Annotated in this window: 15 protein-coding genes; 7 read left to right on the top strand and 8 right to left on the bottom strand. The window is 44.9% G+C overall.

The features are described 5' to 3' along the window. The first annotated feature begins 315 nt into the window (after positions 1 to 315). Complete coding sequence (locus tag AB4135_RS08605) at positions 316 to 1308, top strand: pentapeptide repeat-containing protein (protein WP_371992042.1); 993 nt, start codon at positions 316 to 318, stop codon at positions 1306 to 1308. Between the two features lie 182 nt (positions 1309 to 1490). Here the strand turns inward: AB4135_RS08605 and AB4135_RS08600 are convergent, their stop codons facing one another. Further along, positions 1491 to 1772 carry a putative quinol monooxygenase gene (locus AB4135_RS08600; RefSeq protein WP_371992041.1) on the bottom strand — a complete coding sequence of 94 codons (282 nt, stop codon included), beginning with the start codon at positions 1770 to 1772 and terminating at the stop codon, positions 1491 to 1493. Between the two features lie 284 nt (positions 1773 to 2056). Here AB4135_RS08600 and AB4135_RS08595 point away from each other — a divergent pair, with 284 nt between their 5' ends. Together AB4135_RS08595 and fdhF are read left to right on the top strand one after the other, a co-directional pair. Beyond that, positions 2057 to 2545 carry a hypothetical protein gene (locus AB4135_RS08595; RefSeq protein WP_371992040.1) on the top strand — a complete coding sequence of 163 codons (489 nt, stop codon included), beginning with the start codon at positions 2057 to 2059 and terminating at the stop codon, positions 2543 to 2545. A 326-nt stretch (positions 2546 to 2871) separates the two neighbouring features. Beyond that, positions 2872 to 7152, top strand: a complete 4281-nt coding sequence (gene fdhF, locus AB4135_RS08590) for a formate dehydrogenase subunit alpha (RefSeq protein WP_371992039.1) — start codon at positions 2872 to 2874, stop codon at positions 7150 to 7152. Positions 7153 to 7233: 81 nt separating this feature from the next. Here fdhF and chrA read toward each other — a convergent pair whose 3' ends face one another. From chrA to AB4135_RS08575, 3 genes are all read right to left on the bottom strand, one after another. Beyond that, complete coding sequence (chrA, locus tag AB4135_RS08585; protein WP_371992037.1) at positions 7234 to 8430, bottom strand: chromate efflux transporter; 1197 nt, start codon at positions 8428 to 8430, stop codon at positions 7234 to 7236. 94 nt (positions 8431 to 8524) lie between these two features. Further along, a complete protein-coding gene (locus AB4135_RS08580) occupies positions 8525 to 9700 on the bottom strand; it encodes a glycerol-3-phosphate dehydrogenase/oxidase (RefSeq protein WP_371992035.1) in 1176 nt (391 codons plus the stop codon). Positions 9701 to 9867: 167 nt separating this feature from the next. After that, entirely contained in the window at positions 9868 to 10311 is a 444-nt protein-coding gene (locus tag AB4135_RS08575; protein WP_371992033.1) for a MarR family winged helix-turn-helix transcriptional regulator, read from the bottom strand. 113 nt (positions 10312 to 10424) lie between these two features. Between AB4135_RS08575 and AB4135_RS08570 the strand changes: the two genes are divergently transcribed. The 4 genes from AB4135_RS08570 (at position 10425) to AB4135_RS08555 (ending at position 13626) form a co-directional block, all read left to right on the top strand. Further along, positions 10425 to 10850 carry an organic hydroperoxide resistance protein gene (locus AB4135_RS08570; protein WP_371992031.1) on the top strand — a complete coding sequence of 142 codons (426 nt, stop codon included), beginning with the start codon at positions 10425 to 10427 and terminating at the stop codon, positions 10848 to 10850. A 251-nt stretch (positions 10851 to 11101) separates the two neighbouring features. Further along, positions 11102 to 11548, top strand: coding sequence for a hypothetical protein (locus AB4135_RS08565; protein WP_371992029.1), 447 nt, complete (start codon positions 11102 to 11104; stop codon positions 11546 to 11548). A gap of 364 nt (positions 11549 to 11912) precedes the next feature. Beyond that, positions 11913 to 13328, top strand: coding sequence for a cytochrome C biosynthesis protein (locus AB4135_RS08560; protein WP_371992027.1), 1416 nt, complete (start codon positions 11913 to 11915; stop codon positions 13326 to 13328). 100 nt (positions 13329 to 13428) lie between these two features. Beyond that, complete coding sequence (locus AB4135_RS08555; RefSeq protein WP_371992025.1) at positions 13429 to 13626, top strand: cytoplasmic protein; 198 nt, start codon at positions 13429 to 13431, stop codon at positions 13624 to 13626. Here AB4135_RS08555 and AB4135_RS08550 read toward each other — a convergent pair. From AB4135_RS08550 to AB4135_RS08535, 4 genes are all read right to left on the bottom strand, one after another. Next, the gene (locus tag AB4135_RS08550; protein WP_371992128.1) at positions 13623 to 14690 is read right to left on the bottom strand and encodes a GGDEF domain-containing protein; all 1068 of its coding nucleotides are present in this window, start codon (positions 14688 to 14690) and stop codon (positions 13623 to 13625) included. The genes AB4135_RS08555 and AB4135_RS08550 overlap by 4 nt on opposite strands. Positions 14691 to 14861: 171 nt before the next feature. Continuing rightward, on the bottom strand, positions 14862 to 16424 hold the full coding sequence (ahpF, locus tag AB4135_RS08545) for an alkyl hydroperoxide reductase subunit F (RefSeq protein ID WP_371992023.1): 1563 nt from the start codon (positions 16422 to 16424) through the stop codon (positions 14862 to 14864). Positions 16425 to 16681: 257 nt separating this feature from the next. Then, positions 16682 to 17251 carry an alkyl hydroperoxide reductase subunit C gene (gene ahpC / locus AB4135_RS08540; RefSeq protein ID WP_371992021.1) on the bottom strand — a complete coding sequence of 190 codons (570 nt, stop codon included), beginning with the start codon at positions 17249 to 17251 and terminating at the stop codon, positions 16682 to 16684. Between the two features lie 343 nt (positions 17252 to 17594). Further along, a complete protein-coding gene (locus tag AB4135_RS08535) occupies positions 17595 to 18338 on the bottom strand; it encodes a spermidine synthase (protein ID WP_371992019.1) in 744 nt (247 codons plus the stop codon). Positions 18339 to 18414 lie beyond the last annotated feature (76 nt).

Below are 18414 nucleotides of genomic sequence, written 5' to 3'. Positions count from 1 at the left end.
TGACTTGCAAGCATCTCAATTATATACAGATAGAAAACCCGCTATTTTAACCTATGCATGGGTTGAAACCTAGCCGCAAAACCGATCAAAACAGCAATTTTGTTCAACAATATTAGCTAAAGCACTAAAAACTGACATTTAGCCAATGACCATGCTTCATCTGTGATGCTTAGGCGGATAAATATCTCCCCCAATAAACGGAGTAAAGCTTGATCCTGCAACCAACAGATCCTAGCTAACAAATAAAAAAACGCTGAAAATAGCGACAACTTCTATACTGAAAAGACCAGTGAATACAGAGGCCACAAACCACGAATGCCGCCGATACACGACCAAGCGTTGACATGCCGTTATCATGAGGAAACTAATCACACTTGCCGAGAACCCGCAGGTGACTCAGGCTTATGTTACTGGCACGACCCAAAGTTTATTAAAGACAGACCCGAAGATATTCAACAACTTGAACAATACGCCAGGCGCGGTGGTCAACTTAGGGGCATCAGCCTCAACCATGCCAAACTTAGTGGAGTCGATCTGGTGCGCCACCAGCAAAAAGTTGGCTACGATCTCAGTAACGCCGAGCTCTACCGCGCCGATTTAAGTGGCGGTCACCTGTTTAATATTAATCTTACCGATGCCAGTTTAATGAAAGCTGATTTAAGGGAGGCGAATCTGCACTGCGCCAAGTTGGATGGCTGTAACCTACTTGGGGTTAAGTGGATTGGTTCCAAAATAGAGAACATGCATGCAGGTAAAGTACTACGCCAAGAGAAACTCGCACTAGCAGCTGAAAAGCAAGGTAACGCCGAGCAAGCCATGGACTATTTTGAGCAGGCAGAAGAGATCTATCGCGATCTGCGCAAAGCTGCCGAACGTGAAGGACTCTTTGCCATGTCAGGTGAGTATATTCGTAAAGAGCTAACCATGCGCAGACATCAAATGCCAAAACGTTGCGTAAAACGATTTATCTCTAAAGCGATTGACCTGTTTTGCGGCTACGGCGAAGCGCCGTTAAGGGTGATAGGCTTCTCGCTAGTGTTGATTTTATTCAGCGCCGTTCTGTACTTTTTCACTGGGCTGAATTTCAATGGCGAAGTCCATCAATTCAGCTTAAGTAACAGCGCTGTCGATAACCTGTTTATCTTCCTCAATTGCATTTACTACTCGGTGGTCACCTTTACCACACTCGGGTATGGAGACTTCACCCCAATAGGGATCTCTCGCGCGATCGCCGCTTTTGAGGCCTTCACCGGCAGCTTCACCATTGCGTTGTTTGTAGTGGTTTTTGTAAAGAAGATGACCCGTTAACTAAAGCTTTGTGGCTCAAGGCTTAAATGTATGTTGTCGTTAGCTCATTATTAGACAAAAACTTGTTTGTGCTTGAGCACTTCGACATCTAAAAGCCAATCCAATCAAACTTCGTTTGATGCACTAGAAATGCAGCAGAAGCTTGAACAAGCTAACCCAAAAGCAATTCTATGAATTGCTACCTAATCATCAACTGTCCCTTGATAAAAACGTGACACATTTTTACTCACCACTGCCCATTCTGACGCTAAAGATCTTTGCTGATGGTAGTCAAAAGCTTGTTGGTCTGCAAATTCCTCATAAACCTCATAACGCCTTGGGTCGATGTTTGATGGGGTAACACTAAAAGTCAGGCAACCCGGCTCTGCAAGCGTCAGCTTTATATGCTCAGGCAATGCTTGAAGCACCGCCTTAAGATCGGCTTCGGGAATAGAGATGAAGCCAAATACAGTTATGGTAGACAATCTAATATCCTTATATTCAAAGAGTAAACAACCACTTTATCCAGACTAAAAACTATCACAGCATAGATGTTTTCATGCTTCTGATTAGTATCACTTGCTCCATCACAAGCAGTTCACCCCATGCCGCTATAAGCTTGCACTAGCAAAAGCCACTCTATCAGCCATAAGCGTTAACAAATACGCCGCTGCGTACTATTTGATTTACGGTGAGTCATGACATTGGTTGAAATAAATCACATGCTAACCCTGTCTCCTCATTATCCATACACTACCAATAATTTAATATGAATATTAATAATTTAGTCACTACCTTGTTAGTTGGAGTTATTGCGAGCATTGCCTTTATTTGGATCCAACCTTTATTTAGCATGCTCACTTTAACGTCAAGGCATGCTGCTGCCTATGTGGATATTGGTGGTTACAGTGAAGCTATAGCCGTCACCTTATCCTGGATAGTCCATGTGAGTGTTTCGATATTTTACACGCTAGTTTCGCTGTTGATTTACAACTTAAATCACTCTTATTTAGTCAATTTTTTACAAATAGTACTGTTAGGTTGGCTAACCACACTCCTAGCCACTCCAGCTAATGAATGGGTTGTAAAACTCATTACCACAGGACAGCTACCTGCAATCGATTCTCTATCAGCGCTAAATACTCAAGTTGGACCTAAACTGTGGTTACATATTATGTTTTTTATCATGGTCGTTGTTGGAATATCCATTATAAAAAATAGCAGCTTGCTGAACTCTGCTCAGGCAAGAAAAACGTAACCGTTTTGCCTGGGAAGAAGCAACTCCCCCTCACCTTCGCCCATCGTCTTTATAGAGAGACTGGGCGAAGCACAACAAACACCGACCAGCTCACACACCAAAAAACAACAAAACCCGCCAGCGCACACTTCTATTAGCCTTTGTGAATTTGCTTGCAAATTTAGCACAAACTTAAGCTGCATTTTCTGCGTAAAAAAGGTGCACAGGTATACTCAAAGTCACTCATTTCGCCGAGTCCACACTCAAAGCGCCGCAGTGACAATTGAGACTTAGTGTTTCAATACCTTGTCGCAAGCTGTGAGCCCTATAACTAAAAGGCCCTTGCGATGAAACAAGTTACTATTGATGGCAAAACCCTCACTGCCAATCAACAAGACACCTTACTCGATACTGCGTTAAACGCCGATATCGCGATCCCTAATTTGTGTAGAAGCCCTGCAGGCTCTTTAGTCACTAACACCAAGCAACATTGCGATTTATGCCATGTTGAACTTAAATCTGCCGATGGACAATTGAGCTCAGTGCGTGCCTGCGAGACTAAGGTTGCCGATTTAGATGTTCAGAACATCGAAGTGATTACCCAGTCTGCAGCGCTAAGCAAACAGCGTAAAGCGGCACTGCACAATATACTTTCTGACCACTTTGCAGATTGTGAAGCCCCGTGCCAAACCGCCTGCCCAGCAGGTGTTGATGTGCAATCATACCTGTACCATATTGCTCAGGGCGACCATCAAGAAGCGGTTAAGGTCATCAAACAAACATTACCACTGCCGTTATCAATTGGCCGTGTATGCCCTGCATTTTGTGAAACTGAGTGCCGCCGTGGACTAGTGGATGAGCCCGTGGCTATTCGCCAACTAAAACGCCATGCTGCCGACTTAGACCTTAATGATGACAATCCTTATATTCCGCCCAAAGCTGCTGCAACAAATAAAAAGGTCGCCATCATAGGCAGTGGCCCTGCCGGTATTTCTGCAGGATATTACCTGTCGAATAATGGTCATGAGGTTACGGTATTCGAATCTATGCCCCAAGCTGGCGGCTGGTTAAGATATGGCATCCCTGAGTACCGTTTACCAAAGGCAATTCTTGATAAAGAGATAGCGCTACTATGTGAAAATGGCTTAGACATTCAAACCAATGTTCGCCTCGGCCGTGATATTCACTTAAACGGGCTGCTGAGCGGCTATGATGCCGTTTGTTTGGCGATTGGCGCACAAAAAGCCGTGCCGATGAACTATCCCGGCATTGAGCTAGATGGCTGCTATTTAGGTGTTGATTACCTCAAAGATTATTGCACTGAGCAGCAGTACCGCACAGGCAACAAAGTCGCCGTCATCGGTGGTGGTAACACCGCCATAGATTGCGCCCGCACCGCCAAACGCGATGGCGCCGATGTGACGTTGGTTTATCGCCGTACCCGCGATGAGATGCCTGCTGAACCTTATGAGATCCATGAAGCGGAAGAGGAAGGAATTAAGTTCCACTTCCTGACCAATCCTATTGAGAATCACAGCGATGAAGATGGCCGCGTTAACCGAGTTACTTTCGAAGTGATGGCACTCGGCGAGCCTGACAGCTCTGGTCGTCGCTCGCCAAAGCCAACCGGCGAAACCTTTACTGAAGCGTTTGACACCGTGATCCCTGCCGTATCTCAAACCCCAGATATGGAGTTTCTCAACCATCCTGACAGTCAACTGGCCACCGGTGAGATAGCCCTTACCCGCTGGAATACTTTTGAAGGTTGCGAGCATACAATGTCAGCAGGTCTTGCGGCTGGGCTTGATAAACTGTTTGTGATTGGCGACTCTCGCACGGGCCCTGCAACTGCGGTTGCAGCGGTAGCTGATGGCAGAAAGGCCTCCGATGCAATTGAAAAACTACTGACCCTAGGCCTTACTTGCGAACTTGAAAAGCAGCCCTTTAACTCCACCAAAGCCTGCAAGACCAGCCAGCTTGAATCACTCAATGCTCAAGCCATGTATCCCGATACAAAACTTGAATCACGCAGCAAAATGCCTGAACTTGGCAAACTGCAGCGGGCATTAAATTTTAGTGAAGTTGAGCTAGGTTTTGCCGCCGATGAAGCGATGAAAGAAGCGGCGCGTTGCCTTGAGTGTGCTTGCCAAGCCAATACCGACTGTAAACTGCGCGATTATGCCACCGAGTACAAAGTCAAAGCGGCAGAACTCGACATTAGTGAAGCGCAGCACTTTAGTGTCGACAATAGCGCGCCATTTATTACTTTCGACGCAAACCGCTGTATTAGCTGTGGTGCCTGTGTAGAAACCTGCAAAGGTGCTAGCGGACATCATGCGATTTGCTTTGAGAAAGATAATTATCAAGCGCTGCCCACTATAGAGGGTGCAAGCAAGCGTAATGCGCCAAGAGTTGGCTTTAACGCCACCATGAACGACAGCGATTGTGTGCAGTGCGGTAACTGCGTACAGGTATGTCCAACAGGTGCGCTGGTTGACTCGCGAGATAAAACCCAAGGGCTAACGACCGAGCTAAAAGCGCCACTTGAAACGGTGTCGACTATTTGCACCTACTGCGGTATTGGTTGCCGAGTAGAGATGCATGTTGATAAACACAAGAATCAAATCCGCCACATAAGCGCTGACACAGGTTCACCCGTCAACGCTGGTATGCTGTGCGTGAAAGGACGTTTTGGTTTCGATTTTGTCAACAGTGATAAACGACTCACCACACCGTTAATTCGCAAAGAAGGAGTGCTCACCCCTGCCAGTTGGCCAGAAGCTATCAGCTTAATTGCAGAGAAGTTCACTAGCATTAAAGCCGAGCATGGTCGCAAATCAATAGCCGGACTTTCGTCGGCGAAGGCCACTAACGAAGATAACTATGTGTTCCAGAAGTTATTTCGCAGTGTGATTGGCAATAACAATGTCGACCATTGTGCACGGTTATGTCATGCCTCTACCGTTACCGCCCTGCGCGAAAGCTTAGGCAGTGGCGCAATGACCAATGACATTCCCAGCATTAAAGAGTCTGATCTGATTTTTATTATTGGCTCAGATACTGAAAGTGCGCATCCGATCATTGCCTCACACATAAAACTGGCGCTACAAAATCATGGTGCACGCTTAATCGTTGCCGATCCGAAAAAGGTTTCTATTGCTGATAAAGCCCAACTTTATGTTGCGCAAAGGCCTGGCACCGACGTGATGCTACTGAATGCAATTATGCAGCAGATCATCAAAAACGACTGGCACGATTTAGATTATATTCAACAGCGTGTTGAAGGTTTCAGTCAGCTTTTCGACGAGGTGATGAGTGACGATTATAGCCCTGAAAATACCGCGTTAATCTGCGGCGTAAGCGCAGCTGATATTATCGAGATGGCTCGATTAATTGGCACAGCTAACAAGACCGCCATCTATTATGCCATGGGGATCACCCAGCACACTTCAGGCCATGACAATGTCACTGCTATCTCTAACTTGCAGCTATTGTGTGGCAATATCGGCATTAAGGGTGCAGGTATTAACCCATTACGTGGTCAAAGCAATGTTCAAGGTGCGTGCGACATGGGGGCACTGCCTAACTACTTCAGCGGTTACCAAAAACTCGATGATCCTTTGGTTCAGCAACGCTTTAGAAAGGCTTGGGGTAAGCGTGAGCTTTGTTCCGACAAAGGCGTTTCTGCCACCGAGATGATGCATGGGCTTGCCCATGGCAAACTCAAAGCCTTGTATGTGATGGGTGAAAATCCGGTACTGAGCGATCCAGATCAAAAGCATGTGCTCGCAGGTTTAGCAGCGGCAGAGTTTGTGGTGGTACAAGATATCTTCTTAACCGAAACCGCAGAGCTTGCCGATGTGGTGTTGCCTGCTGCAGCCTTTGCTGAAAAGCAGGGACACTTTACCAATACTGAGCGCCGTGTACAGCAGCTGCTACCAGCAGTAACGCCGCCGGGTGAAGCGATGAATGACTGGCAGATAGTGCAACAAATCGCACAACAGATGGGTGAAGAGTGGCAGTATCAATCTGAGCGCCAGATCTGGCATGAGATCACCGAAGTGACTCCGCAATACCGTGGTATTACTTGGAAAGTTATCGACAGTGAAACAGCCAATGGCCGACAGGGGTTGCAATGGCCTTGCCCTGCAGAAGGTCACCCAGGCACACCTATATTGCACAGCAAGCAATTTACTCATGGCAAGGGGAAGATGCGCCCAGTGCAGTATCGCTTACCAGCAGAGATGCCTTGTGATGAATACCCTCTGATGTTGTCGACCGGACGCTTATTGGAGCAGTTCCACACCGGCACCCTCACCCGTAAAACGCCAGGGCTTAATGAACTGGGCGCACCACGGGTGATGATATCGGTCTTCGATGCTGAGCAGCTGCAGATAAACAACGGCGATAAGTTAAAGCTATCTACCCGTCGCGGTGAGATAGAGATCGACGCTTTTGTGACTAAGCGGGCACAAGCAGGGGTGATTTTCTTGCCGTTCCACTTTGCTGAATCGGCGGCGAATAAACTGACCAATAATGTGTTAGATCCAGTGGCTAAAATCCCTGAATTTAAAGTTTGTGCAGTGAAGGTCGAAAAAGTTAGCTCAGCAGAGCTTACGGTTAACTAACACTAGCTTACTGGCCATTGAATTAAAAAGCCGCCAGCATTACTGGCGGCTTTTTTGTTGTTATTGATATTGTTATACCGATTAGCCAACAAGCATCGCTAATAACGCACCTGAAATGCCAAAGCCAGCGACTAAAATAAAGATATTCGGCTTAAAAATCTTAAACAAACCAAAACCCAAAACGACCAGCGCCATATCGAGAGGAGACAGTACTGCGCTACTAAAAATAGGGTTGTACAGCGCAGCTAACAAGAAACCCACCACACAAGCATTTACGCCCGCTACCGCCCCAGTCACTTTAGGGCGACTACTGATGGCATGCCAGCTTTTAAGGGCAACTAACATCAGTAAAAATCCCGGCAGGAATATGGCTAAGGTTGCCACTAATGCACCCACTAACGGCTGAGCAATCCAGATCTCCGCACCTAGAAATGCCGCTAAGGCAAACATAGGTCCAGGTACTGCCTGTGCTAATGCATAGCCAGTTAAGAACTGGTCATTATTAACTGCATCGCCAATACTCGACTGCAACAGCGGCAATACCACATGGCCGCCACCAAATACCATGCTGCCGACTTGATAAAACTGGCTAAATAGCTCTGTCAGGGTGGCGATTCCCGCCTGTTTAGATAGACCAATAGCCACCAATGAAGCGATAAGCAGACCAGCAAAGATGCTTAACCAGAAAAAGTTAAGTCGCACTGGTTCTGTTGTTTGTGCAGAGGTTACATTCGCTGCAGACTCGGTATTATCACTCGCTGACAGGTAAAAACGTCCTACCACCGCGGCAATAATTAGCAGTAAAAATTGCACTAACATTGAAGGCTGCAGCAAAATAACTACACAACTTAACACCATCAATATCTTGGCAGTTTTGCGCTGACAAAACTGCTTAAACATGATCAAAATTGCATCGGCAACCACCACAACGGCCAATAGCTTTAAACCATGGATCCCCCCTTGAGTGATGGAATACTCCAGCCATTGACTGCTGGTCACCGCCAGTAAAAATAGCAAAATGAATGAGGGCAGTGTAAACCCTAAAAAGGCGGCGATACCGCCTAATAAACCGCCTCGATGATAGCCAATAGCAAAGCCAACCTGACTAGAACCAGGTCCCGGCATAAACTGGCTTAGCGCCACCAGGCTGCCATAGTGTTTATCGTCAAGCCATTGCAGCTCTTGCACAAATGTCTGTCTAAAATAGCCGATATGGGCCGCTGGCCCGCCAAAGGACACTAACCCTAATGAAAAAAATCGTATGAATATTTGCAGCATGCTCAACGTCCTATAATGCCAACAATAAATTTGCCAAAGAATATGACACAAAGATGACAGTTTAATGAAGCACTAAACTCAATGCCAAATTTTACTAGTCTAACTGTAACTGGTTAAAATCCGCCAATACATTACGACGACCAATATGAGATTCAACCCAGCTAAGCACTTCGACTGCCGTGGTGCGATAGGTGGTTAGCTTGCCGCCATAGAGCGTCAGCAAATGTGGATGAGATGGATTAGTTTGCATCAAAGTATCACGTGGACGATCAAAGGCATTGCCCTGCTGCTTAGGCAACACTCGTACACCACAAAAAGTATCAATAATCTGTGCTTTTAAGCTGTCAACATCACCTAGCGATGGAAAGTAGTGCTGATAGATACCTATTAAGTAGTCAATTTCCTCGGCTGTAGGTGTGGGTCGCCCGTCTATTTTATCGAGCACGATTTCAGTGGTACCAATCAGGGTCTTACCGTTCCAAGGCATCACAAAAATGACCCGTTTATCGAAACAAGACTCGAGATATAAAATGCCATCACTGGCTTCAATATCAAGCAATAGATGACTACCTTGCACCCACTCAATCGGCAAAGGGTCTACAGCTGGTGTGACACAGTCAAGTACATCATTGACCCAAGGCCCTGCCGCATTAACGACTGCTAACGCTTCAACTTCATGTAACGCTTGTTGATGCTGATAATGCACCACACAGTGACTTTTTAAGTGCTCTATTCGGGTGCACTTTGCATGCTCCAGCACATGTGCGCTTAAACTACGGGCATTGCGCACCACCGCTTCAGTCAGCAATTTATCGTCAGTTTGTGCATCCCAGTACTGATAAAGTGCCTTAAGGCCTTCAAGCTTAAGCCCTTTGATTTTAGCCCAGTGCACTGAGGGAACTGATTTAAATTGGCCTAAAGCATCAAACTTGCTGAGCATTGAATACATACTCAAGCCCGCTCGTATCGCAATCGCACCTCTACGGCTATTTTCGTAAACAGGAATATAAAACGGAATAGGGTTAACTAACGAAGGGGCAAGCTTTAGCAGGGCTCGACGCTCAGCAAGCGACTGCTTAACTAACGATAGCTGGCCTGTTTCTAGGTAACGTAAACCACCATGAATAAGTTTGCTGGAGTTGGCCGAGGTTTGGCCTGCTACCACGCCTTTTTCCAGCAGTATAACGCTGTAACCCGCTGCGGCAGCGCACTGGGCGATACCCGCACCATTAATGCCGCCTCCTACGATAACCAGATCAACTGTCGACATTCCACCTCCATGCGTGAACTAACCCGTCTTCTACCAACGGGTATAAGTATTATCTAACTTACCCTATGCCACAGCCTTTTGTTAGTTTTTCGGAGTCGACAATGCCGATATACACACACCATTAAACATCTGTTCAATTCAGAGCTTTAAACTCACGCTGAATAACACTATTTGGTAAAGCTGTTATATACCTCATCACAAAGCGACTTTAACTGCATTAACTTGGCCTCTGAAACCTGGATCTGGCATTTCATCTGCGCGGGTACTTTTTCAGCCTCCAGCTTTAACACTCTGGCAGCGGCGGTGATATTCAGTACACGTACTCTTTCATCATGCTCACTTCTGCCTCTTATCACCAAGCCTTTAGTTTCTAAACGCTTTAATAACGGAGTTAAGGTGCCAGAATCTAAATGCAGTTTTTCTCCCATCTCTTTCACACTAATCCCATCACTTTGCCACAACACCATCATGGCCAAATATTGCGAATAGGTAAGATCGAGTTTTTCCAGTAAAGGGCGATAGGCCCGCACCATTGCGTTGGTGGCGCTATACAACGAAAAACAGATTTGGTTATCTAAACAAAGTGGGTCGCGCATGCTGTCATTAGCCATCTAAAAATACTCTAGCAATTTAATTGTGCACAATATACTTGCGTTAAACACAAAGATCGATATAAACTTGCAAGCAATTAAATTGCTCACAACTTAAAAGCTCGAGGTTACTTATGAAAACTATCTACCAAACAACTGCCAATGCTAGCGCTGGACGTAACGGTATCGCTAAAACAGAAGATGGCCTACTTGAAGTGAATTTAAGCTATCCCAAAGAGATGGGCGGAAGCGGTGATGCGACTAATCCGGAGCAGCTTTTTGCCGCAGGTTACGCCGCTTGTTTTTCAAATGCTATTTTGCATGTCGCTCGTGAGCAAAAAATTGCTATTAGTGCGGCACCGGTAAGCGCAACGATTGGTATAGGCGCTAATCAATCAGGCGGTTTTGCACTTTCTGCAGCACTAGCGATTGAGCTTGAACTTGAACAAACGGCCGCAGTTGAATTGGTTCGCATTGCTCATCAAGTATGCCCTTACTCCAATGCAATACGTAATAATATTGAGGTTGAATTAACAGTAAATAAGCAACTATTAGTATAATTCACTTGCTCAAAAAAGAGTCAAATTATTGTCATTAAATTGGTCGCTGTTAACGCTAACCGAGTGAAATTGGGCGACCATTTAATGACACTCATATTGCAACGTTCTTTTGCAGTACTTTCGTCTTAAAAAAATACTATTTGCCATTGCAATCAACTGCGCAATAGCATAAATTCTTCGCCACAAAACCAACGTATAATGCTGCCAATATAGTATTTTTAAGTCTTTTATTTTACAAGGGAATGTTAAAGATGAGGTTTATAGCTGCCACGTGGCTAATTTTCATCAGTCTCACTGCAACGTCAGTGATGGCGCAGTGTAACCAGAAAGTGCATATTACTGATATAGCGTATGCTAAAAATAGCTCCTACTTCAGCAGTAAGTACAGCTCCGAGCTCGATGAACTGATTGCTCACCCGCCTAAGCAAGCAGGTTACTTATTACTGGAGTTTAAAGTAAGCAAAATCCAGCCGAGTGAAGATGTGCGTCACTATAATAAATGGCTAGCAAACCGCAGAGTGGATCGTATTAGAACTTACCTCAATGAGTCTAAATATTCTGCGCCAATTATCAGTAGGATTTTAACAGCTAGCACTAATACCGATCGATCAGTTGCCATTCATTGGTGCGCTTTCTCCGAACAAGAATCAAACTTGCGAGTCGCAAAGCTTGAGACTCCAACGGTTATCACTCAATAAGCGCAGATAACGCTTTAAAGTGCTAACTGCAACATATTATGTTGCAGCATTGATGCTGAGTGCATCATTAGATTATGTTTTTATGGTGCAATTCTGCGTCCATCGCTTGCGGGCTACCAACATCAAATTAATCTCCCAACAACCATTCATTGAATATATCTAATTGATAATAGGCTTAAATAGCAGACTCCCAACACCAAGGAAAGTTTCAAAATATTATTAAAAACAAACTGCTGTTCCCAAAAGTTACTAATTCGAGAATCTCGCCGCAGAACTGACACATTTATTTACCAATTACATTACGATTCAGTAAAATAACAATTACCCCTATTAGCTCTACGTCATTTGCCAATTCGGAGTCCCTATGACGAAATATATTTTACTCTTAGTTACCCTGTTATTTTCGACTTTTTCACTGCCAAGCTTGGCAGTTTCTCCCACAGAGCAGCCTACAACCTGGCACTATACCAATGATGCTGGTGAGCTAAAGGTTAAACTCCACTTCTTCTGGTCGCAAACCTGCCCACACTGTAAAGAAGCACATCCTTTTATTAATAGTTTGCCTGAACGTTATTCGTGGATCGAAGTAGAAGAGCATTTGGTTTCAGACCCAGGCACTATGGAGATCTGGCAAGATATCGCCAAACAAACAGGTACCGAAGCCCGCTCAGTGCCCTATTTTGCTAGCGGTGAAAAAGCGGTAGTCGGTTATAGCAGTCAAGCAGTTACTGGCGAGTTTTTAGTGAGTCGATTAAAATCTTATTACACCTCCCTTGGTGGCAAACTTCAGCCTGAAGATAACAGTAACTATACCGCACCAGCGGCCAGTTCTAATGGCGCATTTTTCGAAACATGCAGTGAAAGCGCCGATGAAGGCACTTGTGATTTAGGATTGGAAACCACCAGCTCTATAACTACTTCTGATGTGCAACCTGTAGAAATCCCACTCGTAGGCGTGGTTCATCCTGAACAGATGTCACTGCCGTTGCTGACAGTAGTCCTGGCGGGCGTTGATGCATTTAACCCTTGCGCATTCTTCGTGTTGCTATTTCTATTATCGATAATGGTTAATGCCAAAAGCCGCTCTAGAATGCTCATTGTTGGCGGTATTTTTGTGTTCTTCTCAGGCTTTATCTACTTTATCTTTATGAGCGCCTGGCTGAATATTTTCCAACTACTTGGCGCAGGAAGCGATGGTGGTTTAATTATTCTCGGGGCCGGTATTCTCGCGCTTATCGCCGGCGCAGTGAACATAAAAGACTACTTCTTTACTAAAGGGGAAGTCACCCTCTCCATGTCTGCAGAAAATAGGACAGGCCTTATCAAGCGCATGGGTAAACTCACCAGTGCGAGTAGCATGACCGCAATGATAGCCGGTACCGTGGTGCTCTCTATCCTAGCCAATGCTTATGAATTGCTTTGCACTGCAGGCTTCCCAATGATCTACACCAGTGTGTTGTCGATGCATGATCTAGAGGTTGCTGAACGCTACATGTACTTGGTGTTCTATAACATTGTCTACGTCATTCCATTGGCCATTATTGTTATCGCCTTCAGTGTTTCTTTAGGCAAACGTAAGCTCACAGAGAAAGAGGGACAAACATTAAAGTTAATGTCAGGCATTATGATGGTTGGGCTTGGCGGGATGTTAGCAATGGATCCAACGGCCTTACAAAACGTCATGTTGGCAATTGGGCTTATCTTAAGCTCTATAGTACTCACCTTTATCATCACATTGACCCGGAAAATGATAGAGAAAAGGAATAAAAAGCTAAGTTAATCTTCAAGCTAAAACGGCGTTACACACTGTAACAAACAAGCACTTAAGTTGCTGTGTGTCACGCCGATAAAAACTTGAATCCCTTAACCACGAGTCCACTATGGCAATTTCATTATCCACCCCAAATCTCGAACCTAATATGAGCCACGGTAGCGTCGGATTGAAAGTCGCTCAGATGTCTAAAGAGCAGCAAAAAATTGAGGGGGATATTGCGCTAAAATTGATTGAAGCCGCTTTGCCTGAAACTCCTCCAGCCCCAGTAGGTAACGCCGGGCATATTATTAGCACTAAAGCCTAGTAATCATTGCCTTCAAAACAGTAACGATCTCGACCGGCTGATTTAGCACTATACAACATGCGATCAGCCGTCTTTATTAGCTGGTCTTGACTCATACCTTGTTCCCACTGCGCTAAACCTTGAGATAATGTCACTTGCTCTGATACATCTGAGCATGGGTGCAATAGTTCAGCTTGTTGTAGTAACTCTTGGACTTTTTCAGCGACTCTAATTGCACCCTCAAGATCCGTATTGGGCAGCGCAATAACAAACTCTTCCCCGCCATAACGCGCGACTAAATCCCGCGGGCGATTCACCGCAGAGCTGATAACGTCTGCTACCTTAATCAAATACTCATCACCCATTTGATGCCCCAACGTATCATTAAGGCGCTTAAAGAAATCGATATCAATAAGGATAATGGTTAGTGCATGATGATTCCTCTCGGAAACGCGGATCTCTTGGCTCAAAATCTCATCAAAGTGTCGGCGATTGCTAATATTAGTCAGTCCATCAATGAGCGCTAAACGTTTAAACTGCTTAACTAGCTTTTGCTTTTCAAAATCACGGATCACAGCCGTAATAAACCAGCCTGAAATAATTTTTTGCCCAGAGATGATTATTGCCAAAACACAGGCGAATTTTGTCAGTGGATATACGGGAGATTCAGGAAACTCGTGTAATCGATAAAAACAGGAGAACAATAGAAAGGGTAAAATGCCCAGCAGCATTACCTTACGATTTGGAAACAGAGCAAACACAAATACCAGAGTAAGAATATCGGCTAGAGACTCTATACCAGGCAGAGGCTCCGTCGATAACTGAATCAGCCCATAGAGTAGGTAACACCAGCCCAAAATAAGTAACATTAAAAACACCCGGCTCTGCTCCGGGGTTACGCTATCGATATGCCTTAATTTAAGTGCTGCAAAGCCTATGATAACTAATAAGCTCACAGGCGCGAGCTCTGGAATAATATCTTTTAGATCATAGATATCATGGGCGAAGTAATAGGTATTTATTATCACTATCAACACCAGAAACAGCGTCATGTACATCGCCCAAAAGATCCCTTTCAGGAGGATTTTTTGAGTTTCTATTTTGAGCTGATGTTTATATTGATTGCTGTTCAGACTAACGCCTTAGTATTGATAACGATTTCAACCCTTTAATGTTAGTTGAGTTTCCCAATAAAAAAAGCCAGTAAACACTGGCTCTTACGAGATCAATAGATCGAGCAAACAAAATACTAAGCGTTATGCCGCAACAGCCTCATCAACATTGTGGCGAATAAGGTAGTCAAACGCCCCTAGTGAAGCGGTAGCGCCGCTGCCCATAGCGATAATAATTTGTTTATAGGCTGAGTTGGTCACATCACCAGCAGCAAATACACCCGGCAGTGATGTTTCACCTTTAGCATCGACAATAATCTCGCCTCTAGCCGTCATATCAATTGTCTGTTGCAGCCATTCGGAGTTCGGCACCAAACCTATTTGTACAAAAATTCCAGCCAGTTCAACGTGGTGGGATTCGCCTGTGGCTCTATTGGTGTAGTTAAGGCCATTAACTCGCTTGCCATCACCAGTCACTTCAGTGGTCATCGCCTGAGTGATGATTTCAATGTTGCCCATTGATTTGGCTTTGCGCTGCAGAACGTCATCTGCACGTAAGCTATTATCAAATTCCAGCACAGTGACATGCTCAACGATGTTCGCTAAATCGATTGCAGCTTCGATACCTGAGTTACCGCCACCGATAACCGCCACACGTTTACCTTTAAATAGTGGGCCGTCACAATGAGGGCAATATGCTACACCACTGCCACGGTACTCTTGCTCGCCAGGGACGTTCATTTCACGCCAGCGTGCACCGGTAGCGAGCAATATAGTTTTACTGCGCAGAACGGCGCCACTTTCAAGCTCAAGTTCAAACAGCTCACCTGACTTTAAGCTCAATGCGCGCTGACTATCCATAATATCTACATCATATTCGTGAACATGTGCTTCAAGATTTGCCACCAACTTAGGTCCTTCCGTCGCTTTAACAGAGATAAAGTTTTCGATACCTACCGTTTCAGCCACTTGACCACCAAACTTATCGGCAACAATGCCGGTACGCAGACCTTTGCGAGCAGCGTAAATCGCAGCCGATGCACCAGCTGGTCCACCACCGACGACTAACACTTCGAATGGTTCTTTGTCATTAAGTTGCTCAGCTTTGCGACCTGCGGCATTAACGTCTAGTTTGTTAAGGATCTCTACCGTGCTAATCGCCCCCATAGAAAACTGCTCGCCATTAAGAAACACCGAAGGCACCGCCATCACATTGCGATCATTAACTTCGTCTTGGAATAAGGAACCATCAATCATCACGTTGGTAATATTGGGATTGATTGCCGCCATCATATTTAATGCTTGCACGACTTCAGGACAGGTTTGGCAGCTAAGCGATACATAAGTTTCAAACTGGTATTCACCGGGCAGATCGCGGATCTGCGCAATCACATCGTCATCAAGCTTGATTGGATGCCCACCGCTGTGCAGCAGTGCTAACACTAAGGATGTAAACTCATGCCCCATTGGCAAACCTGCAAAGGTAATTTGACTAGCAAGCTGCGGGTTTATCACTGCCATAGAGGGCGTACGTTTGCCAACTTTTTCAGTTACTGAAATTAGGCTTGATAAGCCATCGATATCTTCAGCTAATGACTTTAACTCTTGAGCTTTGGGACTGTCATCAATAGACACAACAAGCTCAACTGGGTGTTTGAGGTTCTGCAGGTAGGTATTCAATTGATTTTTAACGTTTGCATCTAGCATGATGACTCCTAAATAGGTAAAGCAATTCGGTTTGGTTTTACAGACAGCCGTGGTCGCAATTAAATATAAGAAAGAAAATAAAAATGAATCGAGAATAAAAAAAGGTAAAGCGACTAGCATTTAATATCTAAGGGTTGTTCAGCTTAGACTGCAGGGGGGCGCTAAGCTGAACAATGGAGATGTAACTCAATGATGAACATCAAGTGTGATAACAAGAGATGGGGCTTGTTAGCACACTAATATCCATTGTCTCTGAGTTAAATCTTACCCACTAGGTCGATTGATGGTGCTAGTGTGTCTTCACCTGGCTGCCATGCTGCTGGGCATACTTCGCCGTCGTGAGTAGCAACATACTGTGCAGCTTGAATCTTACGCACAAGTTCAGATGCGCTACGACCAATACCGAGGTCATGTACTTCAGCCACTTTGATTTCGCCTTCTGGATTGATAACGAAAGTACCGCGAAGTGCTAAGCCGTCTTCTTCAATCATCACACCAAAGTTACGCGTGATTGCACCCGTTGGGTCACCAATCATTGGATACTGGATTTTGTTGATAGTGTCAGAGCTTGCATGCCATGCTTTGTGAGTAAAGTGAGTGTCAGTTGAGACTGAGTAAACTTCAACACCCATAGATTGTAGCTTTTCGTAATGGTCAGCCATATCGCCTAGCTCTGTCGGGCAAACAAAAGTAAAGTCAGCTGGGTAGAAGAATACCACTGACCACTTACCCAATAGGTCTTGCTCAGTCACTGGGTGGAAATCACCTTTATGAAAAGCAGTTGCTGAAAAAGGCTTGATAGTTGAGTTGATGATTGATTGAGTCATGTGAAGCTCCGTTTTAAATATTCAAAATTAAAAATAAGATGATGAGTCTTTATAATTCAACAAACTAGGGTGAGTGATGATGAGTCTCTTAAGCCAGTTCGTTTTCGATGGGAGAATATTAGCCCAGGACTAAAAATTAAGATAACGGATAAAAACTATTATCTTAATCTGTTTTTCCGAATGGAAGAGCGAAATGAAAAAGCGATGTCAGCGACAGCGCTTATATCGTCGTGAACAGACGTTGTTATAGATGCAGTTCGCAAGTAGCAAATTACAACAGCTTTCCTCAGTGGAAAGTTTGTTTGTGCTAATTTGCTTATTCTGAATAGCGAAGAGGCTTCAGCTACTGCCAAATATCAAAACGGGTAAGCGATCTACCTAACTGGAAATCGAGCTTTTGTGACAAAACTTGTGCTTGTTGCTTGAGCCCAGTGGCGCTGATATCTCGCTTAGCCTTCCCCGCAATCACCACCCAGTTTGCGCTTCCTGTCAAACAAGCTCGTACTTCAACAAAGTGCTGCTGCAGATATGCCAATAACTCGCGATTTTTACTGTGCTCTTTCCAGCAGTTTAGTACCAAGTAGCCATCGGCTTTGATTAGCGCTGCACACTGGGCGATAAATGCTTCTGATACCTGCGCTGCATCGACGCCTTCGGCGCTGTATATGTCAGTAAATATAATATCGACACGTTTATGATCGCCGCCAGCCAAAAACTGAGTGGCATCCTGGTTGATCAGTTTCAGTTTTTTGCTCATTGGCAGTTGAAAGTAACGCTTGGCTATTTCGATAACCTCGGCTCGCAGCTCAACGGCTGTCAGCTTTATGCCAGCATCGAAATGACGCAAAGCGTGGATCAATCCACCGCCACCCAAGCCAAGTACGATGGCACTTTTAGGTTGGCTGTACAGCAAGACCAATAACATCGCTTGCACATAGGTGTGCTGCGGGATGTGCGGCGCCGCTTTAAGTAGCTTGCTTTGCTCATCATTTTCAGCGAAGGCTAAAATTCTGCTCTCTTTATCATCCAATACAATAAGTGGGCCGTATTGATCTTCAGTTTGATGTAATACTTGGTATTCTGACATGTGCTCTCCAGTAATCGCGGCCGCTATTATGCGTTAAATTGAACCACAATTGAACGGAATGTAAATAGTCTCAAAC

The sequence above is a fragment of the Shewanella sp. 10N.286.54.B9 genome, assembly GCF_041468565.1.
Lineage (GTDB): Bacteria > Pseudomonadota > Gammaproteobacteria > Enterobacterales > Shewanellaceae > Shewanella.
Note: the sequence above shows the minus strand (reverse complement) of the source record. Positions and strands in the feature narration are given on the sequence as shown.